This is a genomic window from Streptomyces sp. BI87 (assembly GCF_025957665.1).
GTDB lineage: Bacteria > Actinomycetota > Actinomycetes > Streptomycetales > Streptomycetaceae > Streptomyces > Streptomyces albidoflavus.
In genome coordinates this window covers 4,208,862-4,225,142 of sequence record NZ_CP110079.1, presented here as the reverse complement: position 1 = coordinate 4,225,142, position 16,281 = coordinate 4,208,862, and the positions used below count along the sequence as shown (strand labels likewise).

The following is a 16,281-nucleotide window of genomic DNA, read 5'->3' as shown; positions in this document are numbered from 1 at the left end:
CGACACGTACCCGACGCCGGCGTACCCGCCCTGCTGAGCCCTTCGCCTCGCACATCCCAGGTTTGCCCCGCCCGGCCGGGCGGGGCAAACCTGCATTCCGGAAAGAACATGACCCGTGCTGACAGCAGTATTCCGTGACCAAGAGGGTTTCATCGCCATCGGCACCCTCCTCGTCATCGCCACCGCCGCGGTGGCGTATCGAATGGCTCGCCGACGTACCTCTCGACCAGGCACATATGCTCTGTGGATCACATCAGCAGCGAGCGTTGCCATATTGACCACGTGGACCACTGGCAACGTCTCCGAATCGGCTGTGTGCCTCGTCAACAAGGACGTTCTTGAGCCGTTCCGCGGCGCTCAGGGACTTCTCAACATGGGGATGTTCGTACCGTTCGGTCTTATCGGGACCGTGGCCACCCGAAGGCCCGCGCTGGTTGCCGGGCTGGGGCTGCTGCTGTCGGCAGGGGTGGAGACGGTGCAGGGTTCGGCTTCTGTCGTGGGCCGCCTGTGCGACACCTCCGACCTGGTGGCTAACGCTTCCGGTGTGGCCATGGGCGTAGTACTGGGTCTGGCACTCAATCGCTTCGACAAGGAAACGGGCAAGCAACTGACTGCCCGAACGGCACGCACCCTGACACTGGCCGCCTGCGTGACGGCGATTGCCATCACGGCTACATGGGTGTTCCGCATCACTCCCCACGTCGTGGAATACACCGTCAGCGAAACCCACGCCTCCAGCGAGCAGGAGGCTTCCGTGAAGTCAGCCGTCAGAAAGGAGTTCGGCGGCCATTACAGCGTGACTTCCGTGCAGTTCACGCGAGGAGAAGGCGACTCGGGAACCGTTACCGCGGCACTCGCCGCCGACGGGCGTGACGGGGCAGGTTCCGCAGAACTGGCATGGCCCGACACGGACCAACTGAGTGTCAGCCTCGTGCCCACCAGCGTTGAAGAAGGGTTCACTTTCAAGGTTCCTGACGCACCACAACCGGCGCGAACAGAGGACCAAGCCCGCGAGGTGGCAGAAGCTTATGCCGAAAGGTATGCGCCGTGGGCGACCGAGGGCACTCAGCTCACGGTCGATCCTCTCGATGAGAGCGAGGACGCCGGCTGGCAAGCAAGCTGGCGCAGATGGCAGGGGGATGTCCTCCTGCCTATGCGACTCGACATTCGGATGGAGAGGAACGGCAGTCTCACCAGCGTATTCAGGCGAAACATCGCCGATCCCGACCTGCCACCGATGCGCACAACCATCGGTCGCGCTTGGAAGATATTCGAGGATCATTTCAACGGCAGCGTGCAAGGCGGCGAACGCGCGGAACCAGTGCTGCTGGCTCAGGAGCGCGACGGTAACTGGCGAGTGCACTGGATACTTTCCGTGCAGACCGAACGTGAACACTACGGGGCGATCGTCGACGCAACGACCGGCGAGCTGCACTCACCGGAACAGGTAGCGCTGAGGTCGTGACGCCACCGCCCGACCCGACAGCGGCAGCCCCTTGCGGCGGACGCTCACCGACGGTCGGCGCCGTACTGCACCTCGGGCGAGCGAACGAAAACGGGCCAAGCCGGACCGGAGACCGTGAACCCCGGGACACTCGTGTCCTTGCTGTCACGGACGGGAACCCGGCCATGAGCGAGGGCGTACTCTTTCGCCCACTCCAGGCAGTTCCCGCCGGACGCATTGCTGTACGAGGACTTGGTCCACTCGGGGTCAAACACGGCTGTCCTCCCAGGGGTTCGGCCGCACTCCAGCGCGGAGGACCTACCCCTGAGAGGCCGCGTTCAGCCTTGCGCCTTCAACGAGCCCACGAAGGTGGACCAGGCGGAACCGCTCACGGTGAAGCCGGGGAGGCTCGTGTCCTTACTGTCTCGGACCGGAACGAGGCCGGTGGCTACGGCGTGCCCTCTCGCCCACTCCAGACAGTCTCCGCCGGACCCATTGCTGTAGGTGGACTTGATCCATTCAGGATCGATCATGGAAACGCCTCCAACGCCTTTTTCAAGAACCGGGCCGTCTCCATGGGAGACAGAGAACGGCCCCATAGCCGATCCCAGTGACGCTCAAGGTGCTGCACGCGCTCCGGCGCCTCTACGAGCGTGCCCGTGGAGATGGCTTCCTCGTACGCGTACGTCTGCCCCTTCGGGGTGGTCATGAGGATCAACGTGCCGCCGAGAAGTCCGTGGGCTCCGAGACCTGCTGGAACCATGTGGATCTCGCACGTCGGAGTGTCCACCATGCTGAGCACGAACTCCCATTGGGTTCGCATGACGTCGGGCGTCCCGATCTGCCGGGTCAGCACGGTCTCGTCCACCAATACGGACAACAACGGAGGATCGTCGGAGGAGAGACGGGCCTGCCGTTTCCGACGCAGGATGCCCTGCGTCTCCGACCAGCCTTCGTCACCGGGCCTCCACGCACGAAACAGCTCGCGCGCGTACTCCTCGGTCTGCAACAGACCCGGTATCACGGTGCCGCCGTACGCCTTGATGGCTACAGCGTCACGCTCCAAGTTCGAGCGCAACTTGTATTGATGCGGAACCGACTCCAGGCAAGCCAAATCGTACATGTCGGCGAACATGTCGTTCTTCGTCTCGAAGAACCGGTCGAGAAGCGCCGGCAGCACCGGCTGCGCCAAGTACTCCCCCCGCTCGATGCGCCCGAGACTCGCCTTGCTGATCGGCGTGCGGGTGCGCCCCACGAACTCCTCGATGAACGCGTCCATGCTCAGGCCACGTTGCTGACGAGCCTTGCGCAGTTGCAGCCCGAACAACATGCGGCCCGAATCCGGGGTCAGCTCCTTGGGTGTTTGCCCACCCGGCATATGCCCTCCATGTGCCATGAGCCGACTTCCGAATCGGCACATGTATCCGTCGCCAAGTTATCGAGGAATGGACCAGATTGAGGGGTAGTTGCAGATCCCCTCACCCCCTTGAGGCGCACCTCATGCCCTACATCGCCTGGCACCCCCGTACCCGCCGCCCCCTGGTTGTCCTGAACCGTTCCGGGCCCTGCGCGAAAGTGCGGCTCGTCCACAGCGAGGTCCCCTTCGAGGTGCCCGCCTCGGAGCTCCAGCACTATCCGTGGGCCGCCGATCCGCACGCGCCGCCGGGGTTCCTCGCGGTGCTGCTGGACACCCCGCACGCCGTGCGGGAAGGGGACTGGGTGGTCGTCGTGGGGTGTGCGCGGCGGGTGCGGGCGTTGGCCCCGTACTCGGCCGGGAGCAGGCTGCTGGAGCTGGAGGGGTACGGAAAGTGGGTGCTCGCCGCGCCGCGCGTCGCGTACAGGCGGTCCTCGGCCGGTGGGCCGGGCCTCTGACCGCACTGCTCATCGTCACCTCCACCGTCGTCGCCGTCTTCCTCGCCGTGGAAGGAACCCCGTGAACCCCGTGACCCCCGCGAACCCTATGAACCACCCCCTGAACCCGTCGAGCCCCCTGAGGACCGTGAACACCGTGAACACCGTGAATGCCGTGAATGCCGTAACCGTGCCCGCCCCCGCAAACCCCGCCCTCTTCGGTCACCTGGAGTGGAAGGCCGAGCAGATTCTCGGGCAGCTCCGCGACGGGTACTCGCTCGAACGCCTCAGCGCGGTCTACGAGGTCCCGGAACCGCATCTGCGGGAGCGCGTGCCCGAGTGGCGCCGGAAGTACCCGGCGCAGGCGCAGGCGTAGGAGTGGGGGCGGGGGCGGGGGTCCGCCCCGGTCAGCCGTTCCGGACCGTGACGGCCCCGTTGCTGGTGCGGATGTCGAGCGTGAACTCGCCCTTCGGGTCGTCGGGGACGTCGATGGCGCGGCTGCCGTTGGAGGTGGAGGCGGAGACTTGGTAGGCGGCCTCCGGGACGGTGAGGGTGACGGCGCCGTTGGAGGTCTCGGCGCGTATGTCGGCGGGGGTGTCGGAGGCGAGGTCGATCTTGCCGTTGGAGGTGCGGGCCTGGATGCGGTCGGCCTGGATGCCGGTGCCCTCGATGCGGCCGTTGCTGCTCCGTACCTTGACCGTGCCGGTGACCCCGTCCATCTCCACGCGGCCGTTGCCCGTGGACACCTCGACCGCCCCGACCCGCGCGAGCCGGATCGTGCCGCTGGAGAGCCCGCCGGTGACCGGCACCCCGGCCGGCACGTCGACGGTGTAACTGACGGAGCAGCGGTTGCCGCAGTCGCCGAGGACCAGGACGCCGTCCTCGATCCGGTGGGTGGCGCCCGAGGGCCGCTCGCCCTTGTAGTCGAGTTCACGGTGCAGCTTGTACGGGGCGGAGGCGCCGTCCTCGACGCCGTTGACCTTGACGCTGCCCGAGTCGTTCTCCAGGCGTACCGCGGTGATTCCGTCCGCGCCGGTGAGCGTGTGCTCGTCCTCGTACCGTTCGCCCTGGCCGAGGCCGCAGGAGGTGAGCGCGCCGGCGGCGACGACGGACACCGTGAGCGCGCCGAGAGCGCGGAAGAGCTGACGCATGGAAGTACCCCGTTCCGAGATCCGCCGGGCCCTGGCCGGCCCGGCTCAGTCGACGCTATGGCACCGGCTACCGGGGCCACCATGGGGTAAACCCCCGGGCCCGATGGGCCATTTGCCCCCACCCCGAAGCGGTGGTCCCCGGAATCCCGCGCTCCGGCCACTACCCTCGGCCCGAGCGACGAGAGGCGGGACGAGGATGCGGCCAGAGACGACCGACAAGGACCGGTTCCTGATCTCCCTGGGCCTGATCGCGGTGAGTCTGCTGTGGCTCACCGTCGCCCGGAACGCCTGGCTGGCCGGGCTCTGCTGGACCGGGGCCCTGCTGGGCGCGGCCGCCGCCGTCCGCTTCGGGTGGCTGCTCCGGCGGGCGCGGAGCGAGGAGAGCTGGCCGAGCGAGGAGACCTGACCGGAACGGACAGTCCCCGGGACCCGGCGACACGGCGGCACAGCGGCACAGCGGCACAGCGGCACAGCGGCACGGCGGCGGACCGAAGGCGGGATCTCCGTACGCCATCCGCAGGAGGCGGGGGCGCGTCCGGGCGGCCCGGGCCCGGCGGCGGCCGCAGGATCGGCCGCATGATGAAGCACCTGACGGCCGCCGCGCTCGCGGCCTGCCTCCTGTCCCTGGCCCCGGCCGCGTCGGCGGCCGTACCCGCGCCCCCGCCGCACGCCAACGCCGTGGCGGCGTCCGCCCCGCTGAAGGCGGCGGACCGGCACACGGCCGAGGAGATCCGCGGCTTCCTCCGCTGGTTCTACGACGGCACCGGCCCCTCCCCGTACCAGCGCGAGCACTGGACCTCCGACTACCTGAAGGCCAAGCAGGCCGAGACCCCCGACCACGACGTGATCCTCTGCGCCCAGAACGAGCCGGTCGCCATCGAGGTCGGCCCGGTCACGGTCGCCCAGTCCGCCGGGTTCGGCTGGGCCACGGTGACGACCTCCTGGGCGGGCGGCGCCCGCCAGACGCTCACCGCGTACGTGGCCCTCGACTCCGACCCGATCGAGCTGCACGACGTGGTCTGCGGCTGACCTGCGGTCAGAAGGCCGGCGGGAGGCCGGGCGGGGTGAACACGAGGCAGGGCTCCCCGCCCGCCTTCAGCCCCGCTTGACGTCCCGCCAGGCCGCCGGGAGCGCGCCGGCCACGTCCTGCGCGTCGACCGGGGCGCCGTCGGCCGCGTGGCGGGCGGCGAGGCCGTGCAGGTACGCCCCGGCCGAGGCGGCGTCACGGGCGGAGAGGCCGGCGGCCAGCAGGGAGCCGACGACGCCGGAGAGCACGTCGCCGGAACCGGCGGTGGCCAGCCACGGCGTGCCGGTGGCGTTGACGCGGACCGGCATCGACTCGTCGGGCGCGGCCACCAGCGTGGTCGAGCCCTTCAGCAGCACCGTCGCCCCGTACTCCAGCGCCAGCCGCCGCACCGAGGCCAGCCGGGCCGCCTCCACGTGTTCCCGCTCGACGCCGAGCAGCCGGGCCGCCTCACCCGCGTGCGGGGTGAGCAGGGTCGGCGCGGTACGGGCCCGCAGCCGCTCCCGGTCGAGGAAGCGCAGGCCGTCGGCGTCGACGAGTACGGGCACGTCCTGCGCCAGCACGTCGGCGACGCGCCGCCCGGCCTCCTCGTCCTCCCCCAGCCCCGGCCCGACCACCCACGCCTGCACCCGCCCCGCCTCGGACGGCAGCCCGGCGCTGACCAGCGTCTCGGGATGCCGCGCGACCACCGCCTGGTCCCCGGGACCCGCGTACCGCACGGCCCCCGCCCCGGTCCGCAGCGCCCCGTGCACGCACAGCACGGCGGCCCCCGGATAACGCGCCGACCCGGCGCAGATCCCCACCACACCCCGCCGGTACTTGTCGCTCTCCGGCGCCGGACGCGGTAGCAGCGCGGCCACGTCGGCGTGCTGCAAGGCCTCGGCCGCCGCCGGTCCCGGCAGGTCGAGGCCGATGTCGATGAGGCGGACCGTGCCCGCGTGCTCCCGGGCCGGGTCGACCAGCAGCCCCGGCTTGTGCGTACCGAAGGTGACGGTGAGGTCGGCGGTGACGGCGGGCCCGTGCACCTCGCCGGTGTCGGCGTCGACCCCGCTCGGCAGGTCGACGGCCACGACGGGCACCTTGTCGGCCTCGGCGGCGTGCGCCAGCCGTGCCGCGCCGGTCCGCAGCCCGCCGTGCCCGCCGAGTCCGGTGATCCCGTCCACCACCAGGTCGGCGCGGGTCAGCATCCGCTCGACGTGGTGCCAGTGGGCGGCGTAGGCGGGATCGGTCGCCGTCTCCTCCGCCGTCTCGATGATCTCGCCCCCGGCGGCCGCCAGCGCGGCCAGCCCGCCCGCGTGCGCCTTGGCCGGGGCGAGCAGCAGGGCGGTCACCCCGGCCCCGCGCCGTACCAGGCGCGCGCCGGCGTACAGGGCGTCGCCGCCGTTGCCCCCGGCGCCGATCAGCAGGACGACCCGCGCCCCGTACACCCCGGGACCGCGCCCGGGACGTACGGCGGGTACGGGTCCGCGCCCCGCCAGCAGGGCGGCGCAGGCGGCGGCCAGCCCGGCGGCGGCGCGCTGCATGAGCGCCCCCTCGGGCAACCGCGCCATCAACTCACTCTCGGCAGCACGGACGGCTTGCACGCTGTGGGCATGTCGCATGGCCTCAACCTTCCGCGATCACCACGGCGGACGCCACTCCCGCGTCGTGACTGAGCGACACATGCCACCCGGTCACCCCCAGCTCCGCCGCCCGCGCCGCCACCGTCCCGCGCACCCGCAACCGGGGCCGCCCGGTGTCCTCGGCGTACACCTCGCAGTCCGTCCAGAGCAGCCCGGCCGGCGCCCCGAGCGCCTTGGCCACGGCTTCCTTGGCCGCGAAACGGGCGGCGAGGGAGGCGGGGCCACGCCGGTCGCCACTGGGGGTGACCAGCTCGGCGGCGACGAAGAGCCGGTCGTGGAGGGCGGGGGTGCGCTGAAGCGAGGCGGCGAAACGCTCGATCTCGGCCACGTCGATGCCTACGCCGATGATCATGGGGCTACCTCACGGAGGTCCGGGGCAACCGCTGCACGCCTGCCGCTCATCCTTCTGCCGACCGCTCCATGCTAGGCCGGGCTGGAGAGCTCCCGATCACGGGCGGTGGACCGCGCCCCGTCTCAGCCTGGCCTCACCCCCGCGCCAGCAGCTCCAGCGAGTCGATCACCCGGTTCGAGAAGCCCCACTCGTTGTCGTACCAGGCGACGACCTTCACGTGGCGCCCGTCCACCCGGGTCAGCGCCGAGTCGAAGATGGACGAGGCCGGGTTGCCGGTGATGTCGGAGGAGACCAGGGGGTCCTCCGAGTACTCCAGGACGCCGGCCAGGGGGCCGTCCGCCGCCTTGCGGTAGGCGGCGAGCACGTCGTCGCGGGTGACGTCGCGGGCGACGGTCGTGTTCAGCTCGACAATCGAGCCGACCGGGACCGGGACGCGGATCGAGTCGCCCGACAGCTTGCCGTCGAGAGCCGGCAGCACCAGGCCGATGGCCTTGGCCGCGCCGGTCGTGGTGGGGACGATGTTGACGCCGGCGGCGCGGGCGCGGCGGGGGTCGCGGTGCGGGCCGTCCTGGAGGTTCTGCTCCTGGGTGTAGGCGTGCACCGTGGTCATGAACCCGTGCTCGATCCCGGCGAGTTCGTCGAGTACGGCGGCGAGCGGGGCCAGCGCGTTGGTGGTGCAGGAGGCGTTGGAGACGACGGTGTGCGCGGCCGGGTCGTACGCCTCGGTGTTGACGCCGTAGGCCAGGGTGACGTCGGCACCGTCGGAGGGGGCGCTGACCAGGACCTTGCGCGCGCCCGCGTCGAGGTGGGCGCGGGCGGCCTTGGCCGAGGTGAAGCGGCCGGTGGCCTCCAGGACGAGGTCGACATCCAGGTCGGCCCAGGGCAGCTGCGCCGGGTCGCGTTCGGCCAGCACCTTGATGCGGTGGCCGTCGACCACGAGGGTGTCGCCGTCGGCGGTGACCGGGCGGCCGAGGCGGCCGGAGGTCGAGTCGAAGGCGAGCAGCCGGGCGAGGGCGGTGGGCTCGGTGAGGTCGTTGACGGCGACGACCTCCAGGGTGGTGTCGCGCTCCAGCAGTGCGCGCAGCACGTTGCGGCCGATGCGGCCGAAGCCGTTGATGGCGATGCGAGTGGTCATGAGGGTGCTCTCCCTTGTGCTTCTGTCCCGTCCCACCAGCGTCGTTCTCCGGTCGCGCCGCCGACAGTGGCGGGATCGCCATGGTTCGCGAGGATCTCGCCAACAGGCGGCGGGACGCGTCACTCGCCCCGCGTGAAGGTCCGCCGGTACTCGCTCGGGGTGGTGCCGAGGATGCGCTGGAAGTGGAGGCGCAGGTTGGCGCCGGTGCCGAGGCCCACGTCGGCGGCGATCTGCTCGACGCTGCGCTCGGAGCGTTCGAGGAGTTCCCGGGCGAGGTCGAGCCGGGCCCGCATCACCCACTGCATCGGCGTGTAGCCGGTCTCCTCGACGAAGCGCCGGGAGAACGTACGCGCCGAGACCCCGGCCTGACGCGCCAGCAGGTCGAGGGTGAGGGGCTCGCCGAGCCGGTACAGCGCCCACTCCCGCGTCTCCGCGAACCGCTCCCCCAGCGGCTCGGGCACGCTCCGCGGCACGTACTGCGCCTGCCCGCCGCTGCGGTACGGCGCCGCCACCAGCCGGCGGGCCGCGTGGTTGGAGGCGGCCACGCCGAGGTCCCCGCGCAGGATGTGCAGGCACAGGTCGATCCCGGAGGCGGCCCCGGCCGAGGTCAGCACCGTCCCCTCGTCCACGAAGAGCACGTTCTCGTCGACCTGGACCAGCGGGTACCGGGCCGCGAGCGCCCGCGTGTAGTGCCAGTGCGTCGTCGCCCGCCGCCCGTCGAGCAGCCCCGTCGCGGCGAGCGCGAAGGCCCCCGTCGAGATGGCGGCGAGCCGCGCCCCGCGCACGTGCGCCCCGACCAGTGCCGCCACGACGGCCGGCGGCGGGTCCTCCCGGTCCGGACGCCGGTACCCGGGCACGAAGACGATGTCGGCCCAGCCGAGCGCGGAGAGCCCGTGCTCCACGTGGTACGCCAGCCCGTCACCCCCGGCCACCAGCCCCGGCGCCGCCCCGCACACCCGCACCTCGTACGGCATGCTCGCCCGCGTCGTGAACACCTGCGCCGGAATCCCGACATCGAGCGGCTTGGCCCCTTCGAGCACGAGGACGGCTACGCGGTGGAGGGGGGAAGGCGGCACGGGACGAGGGTACGTGGGGCCGCGAAGCGTCAGGCGGTGCGGCGGACGGCGAGGAGGGTGGCGTCGTCCGCCAGGTGGCCCGCGGTGTGGTCGGCCAGGTCTCCGACGAGCCGGTCGAGCAGCGCGTCGGGCGCCGTGGTCCGCCGTCCGGCGTCCGAGGCCACAAGGTCGCGGGCCCAGGCGGCGAGGGGGAAGAACGCGCCCTGGCGGTCGCGGGCCTCGGTGACGCCGTCGGTGACCAGCAGGACCGTCTCCCCCGGCGCCAGGGGGACGCGGCTGATCCTGGCCGGGCCGCTGCCGGTGAGTTCGGCCAGGCCGAGCGGGGGGTTCTGGCCCTCGGGGAGGTGCCGTACTCCGCCGGGGCCGAGGACGAGCGGCCCCTCGTGGCCGAAGTTGACGACCTCGGCGTGGCGGCCGTCACCGAGGAAGCCGATGACGACGGCGGTGACGAAGCGCGGCTCGTGGCCCGGGTCGACGGCGGCCAGGAGCGCGTTGTGGCGGCGCAGGCCGTCCTCGACGCGGGCGGCGACCACGGCCATGTCCCGCTCGTGGTAGCCGGCCTCGCGGAAGGCACCCACGACGGCCCCGGCCGTCGACAGGGAGGCCACCCCTTTCCCCTGGACGTCGCCGAGAACGATCCGCGCCCCGTGCGGGGTGGTCAGCACGTCGTAGAAGTCGCCGCCCATCCGGGCCTCGGTGTCGGCGGGCAGGTACGAGGTGGCCGACTCCACCCCTCCCCAGCCACGCGGGATGGGCCGCACCACCACCTCCCGGGCGGCGAGCACCGCGGTCTGGAGCCGGACGACATAGTCCCGGGTACGGGAGCGCAGCACGGCCACCAGGACCGCGACCGTGACCACGCACAGGTCCAGCAGGAAGCTCTCCACCCGGAGGTTCGGCCCCGGCGCCACCACCGTGAACAGCCGGTTCAGCAGCAGGGCGAGCACGCCGAAGAGGGCTGTCACCCGGGGCGAGCACAGGGCCGCCGCCAGCAGGGGCACCATCAGCAGCCAGTTCTCGACATCTGCCGAGCGCCGCACCCAGAACCCCACCACCCCCACCACCACGAAGAACACGGCGGGCACCACCCAGCCCCACCGCTCCGCCCGCAACAGCCACGGCCCCCGCACCCCGCCCGAGAACCGCCGCACCGCCCCGGCCGCCCGCACCTCGGCGGCGGAAGATCCCTCACCCATGCCCCGCAGTGTGACCGTCCGGTACTCCCGCTTCCCGCAGCCACGCCACAACTCGGTGGTAGGGGCCTCCGGCCGCAGACTCAGCCCGGTACGCCCGGTCAGGCAGCGGCCACCCCGGCCGCCCCGGCCCTCACTCCACCGTGACCGACTTCGCCAGGTTCCTCGGCTGGTCCACGTCGTTCCCCCGGGCCGTCGCCAGCTCGCAGGCGAACACCTGCAACGGCACCGCCGCCACCAGGGGCTGGATCAGCGGCGGCACGGCCGGGAGGCGGATCAGGTGGTCGGCGTAGGGGGCCACGGCCTCGTCGCCCTTCTCCGCGAGCACGATCGTGCGGGCGCCGCGAGCGCGGATCTCCTGGATGTTGGAGACGATCTTGCCGTGGAGGAGGGCGGAGGTGGCCGGTGACGGGACGACGACGATGACCGGGAGATCGGGTTCGATGAGGGCGATCGGGCCGTGCTTCAGCTCCCCGGCGGCGAAACCCTCGGCGTGGAAGTAGGCCAGCTCCTTGAGCTTGAGGGCGCCTTCGAGGGCGACCGGGTAGCCGGAGTGGCGGCCGAGGAAGAGCACCGTCTCCTTGTGGGCGAGGCCGCGGGCCAGTTCGCGTACCGGCTCCATGGTGGCGAGGACGGCGGCGACGTCCTCGGGGGCGCGGCCCAGCGCCCGGGCGGCCTCGCGGAGTTCGTCGGAGGGGCCGCGCCGTACCTCGCCCAGGTGGAGGGCGAGGAGGAGGCAGACGACGAGCTGGGTGAGGAACGCCTTGGTGGAGGCGACGGCGACCTCGGGGCCGGCGTGGGTGTAGAGGACGGCGTCGGACTCGCGCGGGATCGTCGAGCCGTTGGTGTTGCAGACGGCGAGGACGGTCGCGCCCTGTTCGCGGGCGTGGCGCAGGGCCATCAGGGTGTCGGCGGTCTCCCCGGACTGGGAGACGGCGACCACCAGGGTGCGCGGGCCGACGATGGGGTCCCGGTAGCGGAACTCACTGGCCAGCTCGACCTCGCAGGGCAGCTGGGCCCAGCGTTCGACGGCGAGGCGGGCGACGAGGCCGGCGTGGTGGGCGGTGCCGCAGGCGATGACGACGACCTTCTCGGCCTCGCGCAGGACGGCCGGGTCCAGGCCCAGTTCCGCGCCGAGGCTGAGGGTGCCGAGGGCCGGGTCGAGGCGGCCGAGGAGGGTGTCGGCGACGGCCTTGGGCTGCTCGGCGATCTCCTTGAGCATGAAGGAGTCGTAGCCGTCCTTCTCGGCGGCGGAGGCGTCCCAGTCGACGCGGTAGGTGCGGGCGTCCGCCGGTGACCCGTCGAAGCCGGTGACGACGGCACGGTCCGGGTGGACCTCGACCACCTGGTCCTGGCCCAGTTCCATGGCGGTGCGGGTGTGGTCGATGAAGGCGGAGACGTCGGAGGCGAGGAAGGCCTCGCCCTCGCCGCAGCCGACGACCAGCGGCGAGTTGCGGCGCGCCCCCACGATCACGTCCGGCACGTCCGCGTGCAGCGCGACCAGCGTGAACGCGCCCTCCAGCCGGCGGCAGACGGCCCGCAGCGCCCCCGCGAGGCGGGGCCCGCCCTCCCGGCCCGTGCCCTCCAGCGCCGCGTACTCCTCGGCGAGCAGGTGGGCGGCGACCTCGCTGTCGGTCTGCGAGCGGACCTCGGCGCCCCGGGCGGCCAGCTCCTCGCGGAGGGCGGCGAAGTTCTCGATGATGCCGTTGTGGACGACGGCGCAGCGGCCGCTCGCGTCGAGGTGCGGGTGGGCGTTGGTGTCGGTGGGGCCGCCGTGGGTGGCCCAGCGGGTGTGGCCGATGCCGGTGGCGCCGCCGTGCCCGTCACCGGTGGCGTCACAGCCGGGCAGCGGGTCGTCGACCAGGGCCTTCTCCAGCTGCGAGAGCTTGCCGGCCTTCTTGACGCAGGCGACCTGGTCCCCGGCGAGGACGGCGACGCCCGCCGAGTCGTACCCCCGGTACTCCAGCCGCCGCAGCCCGGCGAGTACGACGTCGAGCGCCGACTGCGCCCCGACATAGCCCACGATCCCGCACATTCGCGCACCCTTTCGCCCACGCCGCAGGCCGCCCGTACGGCGACCGGTTCGCATGTTCGCAGAGTGAGCGCTCTTGTACGATGAGCGACCGTTTTCGCGCGCGGCGCGCTCGCCGCCCCTCGCCGGAGCAACTCCCTTGCAGGTCGGACACGTTCGAGCGGGCGGAGCTCGCCGGCGGGCAGTTCCACGCCGACCGGATCGCCCGGACGGAGGGTGCCGCCGGTGCGGACGACGCGCACGATCCCGGCCCTGCGGACGAACGCACCGCACCCCTTCCCGCCCCGCTCACCCCACCCGGTCGAGCGCGTCCTCCACCAGGTCGAGGTACTCGGCCTCCTCCGCGTACGGCTTGCTGCCGTCGTGGTAGAGCACCACCGCGTCCTCCAGGTACTCCCCGAAGTCCTCGTCGGGCAGCTCCCGCGCCAGCTCCGCGACCACCGCCGAGCGGGCGAGCAGCGCCCGGTCCCGGCGCGCCTGCGCCCCGCCCCGCCACCGGCGCCAGGCCGCCAGCGGCCCCCGCCGCACGGCCGGAGCCGCCCCGGCGCTCCCCACGGCGAACCAGACCACACCGCCCGCCCCGTACGCCCCGCCGACGGCTCCCGTGCTCATCGCGTGCCCCATTCCGTCCCCCTTCGGTCGTCCCGTCCGTTCGGCCACGTGACCGAACCCACCCCCCACGGCGTTCACACAGCCGCAACAATGAGGGGGTGATCACTCCCGAGTCCCGGAGCGCCCACCGCAAGCCGGAGGCGACTCCCTACGTGGACCTCACCCGCGAGCAGTGGAGCGCTCTTCGTGAGAAGACTCCGCTGCCTCTGACCGCCGAAGAAGTCGAAAAGTTGCGCGGCCTCGGGGACGTGATCGACCTCGACGAGGTCCGGGACATCTACCTGCCGCTCTCACGCCTGCTCAACCTCTACGTGGGCGCCACCGACGGCCTGCGCTCGGCGCTCAACACCTTCCTCGGCGAGAAGGGCGAGCAGTCCGGCACCCCGTTCGTGATCGGCGTCGCGGGCAGCGTCGCCGTCGGGAAGTCCACGGTGGCCCGTCTGCTCCAGGCGCTCCTCGCCCGCTGGCCCGAACACCCCCGGGTGGAGCTGGTCACCACCGACGGCTTCCTGCTCCCCATGGCCGAGCTGCGCGCCCGCGGCCTCACCGCCCGCAAAGGCTTCCCGGAGTCGTACGACCGGCGGGCGCTGACCCGCTTCGTCGCCGACATCAAGGCCGGCAAGGACCAGGTGACCGCGCCGGTCTACTCGCACCTGGTCTACGACATCGTCCCGGACCGCCGCCTGACCGTGAACCGGCCCGACATCCTCATCGTCGAGGGGCTCAACGTCCTCCAGCCCGCCCTGCCCGGCAAGGACGGCCGCACCCGGGTCGGCCTCGCCGACCACTTCGACTTCAGCGTCTACGTCGACGCGCGCCCCGAGGACATCGAGCGCTGGTACCTCAACCGCTTCCGCAAGCTGCGCGCCACCGCCTTCCAGGACCCGTCCTCGTACTTCCGCCGCTACACCCAGGTCAGCGAGGAGGAAGCGCTCGACTACGCGCGCACCACCTGGCGCACCATCAACCTGCCCAACCTGGTGGAGAACGTCGCCCCCACCCGGGGCCGCGCCAACCTGGTCATAAGGAAGGGCCCGGACCACAAGGTCCGCAAGCTGAGCCTGCGGAAGCTGTAGGCCCCCCGCACGCGGAACGTCCCGTCACCGGGACCCGGTGACGGGACGTCCGACAAGCGGGGCGCAGCCCCGACCGCCTTATCCGAGCGCCGACTTCACCACATCCGCCAGCCGCCCCGCGATGGCCCCGGCCTGCTCGATGTCGGCGGCCTCGACCATGACCCGCACCAGCGGCTCGGTCCCCGAGGGGCGCAGCAGCACCCGGCCGGTCGCGCCCAGCTCCTGCTCGGCCCGGGCCACCGCCGAGGCCAGCTCGGCCGAGGTGGTCACCCGGCTGCGGTCCACGTCGGGCACGTTGACCAGGACCTGCGGCAGCCGCTCCATGACTCCGGCCAGCTCGGCCAGCGGACGGCCGGTCTCGGCGACCCGGGCCGCCAGCATCAGGCCGGTCAGGGTGCCGTCGCCGGTGGTGGCGTGGTCGAGGATGATGACGTGGCCGGACTGCTCGCCGCCCAGCGCGTAGCCGTGCTCCTTCATCTCCTCCAGGACGTACCGGTCGCCGACCGCCGTCTGGACCAGGGAGATGCCCTCGCGCTCCAGCGCCAGCTTGAAGCCGAGGTTGGACATGACGGTGGCCACCACGGTCTGCGAGCGCAGCCCGCCGTGCTCGCGCATCGACAGGGCCAGCACCGCGAGGATCTGGTCGCCGTCGATCTCCCGGCCCTCGGCGTCGACCGCCAGGCACCGGTCGGCGTCGCCGTCGTGGGCGATGCCCAGGTGGGCGCCGTGCTCGACCACGGCGGCGCGCAGCAGCTCCATGTGGGTGGAGCCGCAGCCGTCGTTGATGTTGAGGCCGTCGGGGTCGGCACCGATGGTGACGACCTCGGCCCCGGCCCGGGCGAACGCCTCGGGCGAGACGCGGGCGGCCGCGCCGTGCGCCTCGTCCAGCACGATCTTCAGGCCGTCGAGGCGGTTGGGCAGCACCCCGATGAGGTGCGCGACGTACTGGTCGAACCCCTCGTCGTAGTCGCGGACCCGGCCGACGCCCGCGCCGGTGGGCCGCTCCCAGGCGGCGCCGGTACGGTGCTCCTCGTACAGCGCCTCGATCCGGTCCTCCAGCTCGTCGGCGAGCTTGTGCCCGCCGCGGGCGAAGAACTTGATGCCGTTGTCGGGCATCGCGTTGTGGCTGGCGGAGAGCATCACACCGAGGTCCGCGCCGAGCGCACCCGTGAGGTACGCCACCGCGGGCGTCGGCAGCACGCCGACCCGCAGCACGTCCACCCCGGCACTGGCCAGGCCCGCGACGACCGCGGCCTCCAGGAACTCACCGGACGCCCGGGGGTCCCGCCCCACCACGGCCACCTGCCGGTGACCGGTGCTCGCCGTGCCCGCCTCGGCGAGCACGTGCGCCGCCGCGACCGACAGGCCGAGCGCCAGCTCCGCCGTCAGATCCGCGTTGGCGACGCCGCGTACCCCGTCCGTGCCGAAGAGTCGTCCCACTGGTGTGTCCTCCGAACCTCAGGGCCCGCCGGCCGCGCGCACGTACGACGGACGCGCGGATGCGCGAACGCGACGCGGGCATGCCGGGGCCCGTGCTCATGCTTCATACCGTTGTACGGCATACGGCTGCACGACCGGTGATCGCACGGCGCGTACAGCCCCGTATGCCCGAGATTCCCGGTCCGCACCCTCGCGGGGGCACACAGACCGGGAACAGATAGACGTACGCCCCGGCGGCACAGCACGTGCCGCCGGGGCGAGGCGTCGCGAGAG

At 72.3% G+C, this 16,281-nt stretch carries 18 protein-coding genes and 1 pseudogene; 6 read left to right on the top strand and 13 right to left on the bottom strand.

Translation table 11 applies throughout. The features are described from left to right. Positions 1-115 precede the first annotated feature (115 nt). The gene (locus tag OIM89_RS18820; protein ID WP_078857989.1) at positions 116-1,465 is read left to right on the top strand and encodes a VanZ family protein; all 1,350 of its coding nucleotides are present in this window, start codon (positions 116-118) and stop codon (positions 1,463-1,465) included. Positions 1,466-1,509: 44 nt separating this feature from the next. On the opposite strand, the gene OIM89_RS18815 is transcribed toward OIM89_RS18820, so the two are convergent. The 3 genes from OIM89_RS18815 to OIM89_RS18805 form a co-directional block, all read right to left on the bottom strand. Then, positions 1,510-1,719, bottom strand: coding sequence for a DUF397 domain-containing protein (locus OIM89_RS18815; protein WP_264491447.1), 210 nt, complete (start codon positions 1,717-1,719; stop codon positions 1,510-1,512). A gap of 63 nt (positions 1,720-1,782) precedes the next feature. Further along, complete coding sequence (locus OIM89_RS18810) at positions 1,783-1,977, bottom strand: DUF397 domain-containing protein (protein WP_078857988.1); 195 nt, start codon at positions 1,975-1,977, stop codon at positions 1,783-1,785. After that, positions 1,974-2,822 carry a helix-turn-helix domain-containing protein gene (locus OIM89_RS18805; protein ID WP_195730902.1) on the bottom strand — a complete coding sequence of 283 codons (849 nt, stop codon included), beginning with the start codon at positions 2,820-2,822 and terminating at the stop codon, positions 1,974-1,976. Before OIM89_RS18805 ends, OIM89_RS18810 begins: the two co-directional genes overlap by 4 nt. A 122-nt stretch (positions 2,823-2,944) precedes the next feature. Here OIM89_RS18805 and OIM89_RS18800 point away from each other — a divergent pair, with 122 nt between their 5' ends. Next, positions 2,945-3,316 carry a hypothetical protein gene (locus OIM89_RS18800; RefSeq protein WP_226965337.1) on the top strand — a complete coding sequence of 124 codons (372 nt, stop codon included), beginning with the start codon at positions 2,945-2,947 and terminating at the stop codon, positions 3,314-3,316. Between the two features lie 88 nt (positions 3,317-3,404). Beyond that, on the top strand, positions 3,405-3,671 hold the full coding sequence (locus OIM89_RS18795) for a hypothetical protein (protein WP_319643972.1): 267 nt from the start codon (positions 3,405-3,407) through the stop codon (positions 3,669-3,671). Positions 3,672-3,702: 31 nt separating this feature from the next. Here the strand turns inward: OIM89_RS18795 and OIM89_RS18790 are convergent, their stop codons facing one another. Continuing rightward, a complete protein-coding gene (locus OIM89_RS18790; protein WP_264491446.1) occupies positions 3,703-4,446 on the bottom strand; it encodes a DUF4097 family beta strand repeat-containing protein in 744 nt (247 codons plus the stop codon). A gap of 196 nt (positions 4,447-4,642) precedes the next feature. Between OIM89_RS18790 and OIM89_RS18785 the strand changes: the two genes are divergently transcribed. Together OIM89_RS18785 and OIM89_RS18780 are read left to right on the top strand one after the other, a co-directional pair. Beyond that, a complete protein-coding gene (locus OIM89_RS18785; RefSeq protein ID WP_030695940.1) occupies positions 4,643-4,852 on the top strand; it encodes a hypothetical protein in 210 nt (69 codons plus the stop codon). A 170-nt stretch (positions 4,853-5,022) separates the two neighbouring features. Continuing rightward, complete coding sequence (locus tag OIM89_RS18780) at positions 5,023-5,475, top strand: hypothetical protein (protein WP_030695941.1); 453 nt, start codon at positions 5,023-5,025, stop codon at positions 5,473-5,475. Between the two features lie 66 nt (positions 5,476-5,541). On the opposite strand, the gene OIM89_RS18775 is transcribed toward OIM89_RS18780, so the two are convergent. From OIM89_RS18775 to OIM89_RS18740, 8 genes and pseudogenes are all read right to left on the bottom strand, one after another. Then, positions 5,542-7,071: an NAD(P)H-hydrate dehydratase gene (locus tag OIM89_RS18775; protein ID WP_199919021.1), complete on the bottom strand. Its 1,530-nt coding sequence runs from the start codon at positions 7,069-7,071 to the stop codon at positions 5,542-5,544. A gap of 4 nt (positions 7,072-7,075) precedes the next feature. Continuing rightward, positions 7,076-7,444: a holo-ACP synthase gene (locus OIM89_RS18770; protein ID WP_030695943.1), complete on the bottom strand. Its 369-nt coding sequence runs from the start codon at positions 7,442-7,444 to the stop codon at positions 7,076-7,078. Positions 7,445-7,577: 133 nt separating this feature from the next. Then, entirely contained in the window at positions 7,578-8,579 is a 1,002-nt protein-coding gene (gap, locus tag OIM89_RS18765) for a type I glyceraldehyde-3-phosphate dehydrogenase (protein WP_030695944.1), read from the bottom strand. A 119-nt stretch (positions 8,580-8,698) separates the two neighbouring features. After that, on the bottom strand, positions 8,699-9,655 hold the full coding sequence (locus OIM89_RS18760; RefSeq protein ID WP_030695945.1) for a GlxA family transcriptional regulator: 957 nt from the start codon (positions 9,653-9,655) through the stop codon (positions 8,699-8,701). Positions 9,656-9,684: 29 nt separating this feature from the next. After that, entirely contained in the window at positions 9,685-10,851 is a 1,167-nt protein-coding gene (locus OIM89_RS18755) for a PP2C family protein-serine/threonine phosphatase (protein ID WP_238469622.1), read from the bottom strand. Positions 10,852-10,981: 130 nt separating this feature from the next. Next, positions 10,982-12,883: a glutamine--fructose-6-phosphate transaminase (isomerizing) gene (gene glmS, locus OIM89_RS18750; protein WP_257380714.1), complete on the bottom strand. Its 1,902-nt coding sequence runs from the start codon at positions 12,881-12,883 to the stop codon at positions 10,982-10,984. 146 nt (positions 12,884-13,029) lie between these two features. After that, positions 13,030-13,149: pseudogene (locus OIM89_RS18745) on the bottom strand (MOSC domain-containing protein); the annotation flags it as partial. Positions 13,150-13,168: 19 nt separating this feature from the next. Next, on the bottom strand, positions 13,169-13,492 hold the full coding sequence (locus OIM89_RS18740; protein ID WP_030695948.1) for a hypothetical protein: 324 nt from the start codon (positions 13,490-13,492) through the stop codon (positions 13,169-13,171). A 98-nt stretch (positions 13,493-13,590) separates the two neighbouring features. Between OIM89_RS18740 and coaA the strand changes: the two genes are divergently transcribed. After that, positions 13,591-14,568, top strand: a complete 978-nt coding sequence (coaA, locus tag OIM89_RS18735; RefSeq protein WP_175458295.1) for a type I pantothenate kinase — start codon at positions 13,591-13,593, stop codon at positions 14,566-14,568. A gap of 78 nt (positions 14,569-14,646) precedes the next feature. Here the strand turns inward: coaA and glmM are convergent, their stop codons facing one another. Continuing rightward, positions 14,647-16,008, bottom strand: coding sequence for a phosphoglucosamine mutase (gene glmM, locus OIM89_RS18730; RefSeq protein WP_030695950.1), 1,362 nt, complete (start codon positions 16,006-16,008; stop codon positions 14,647-14,649). Positions 16,009-16,281 lie beyond the last annotated feature (273 nt).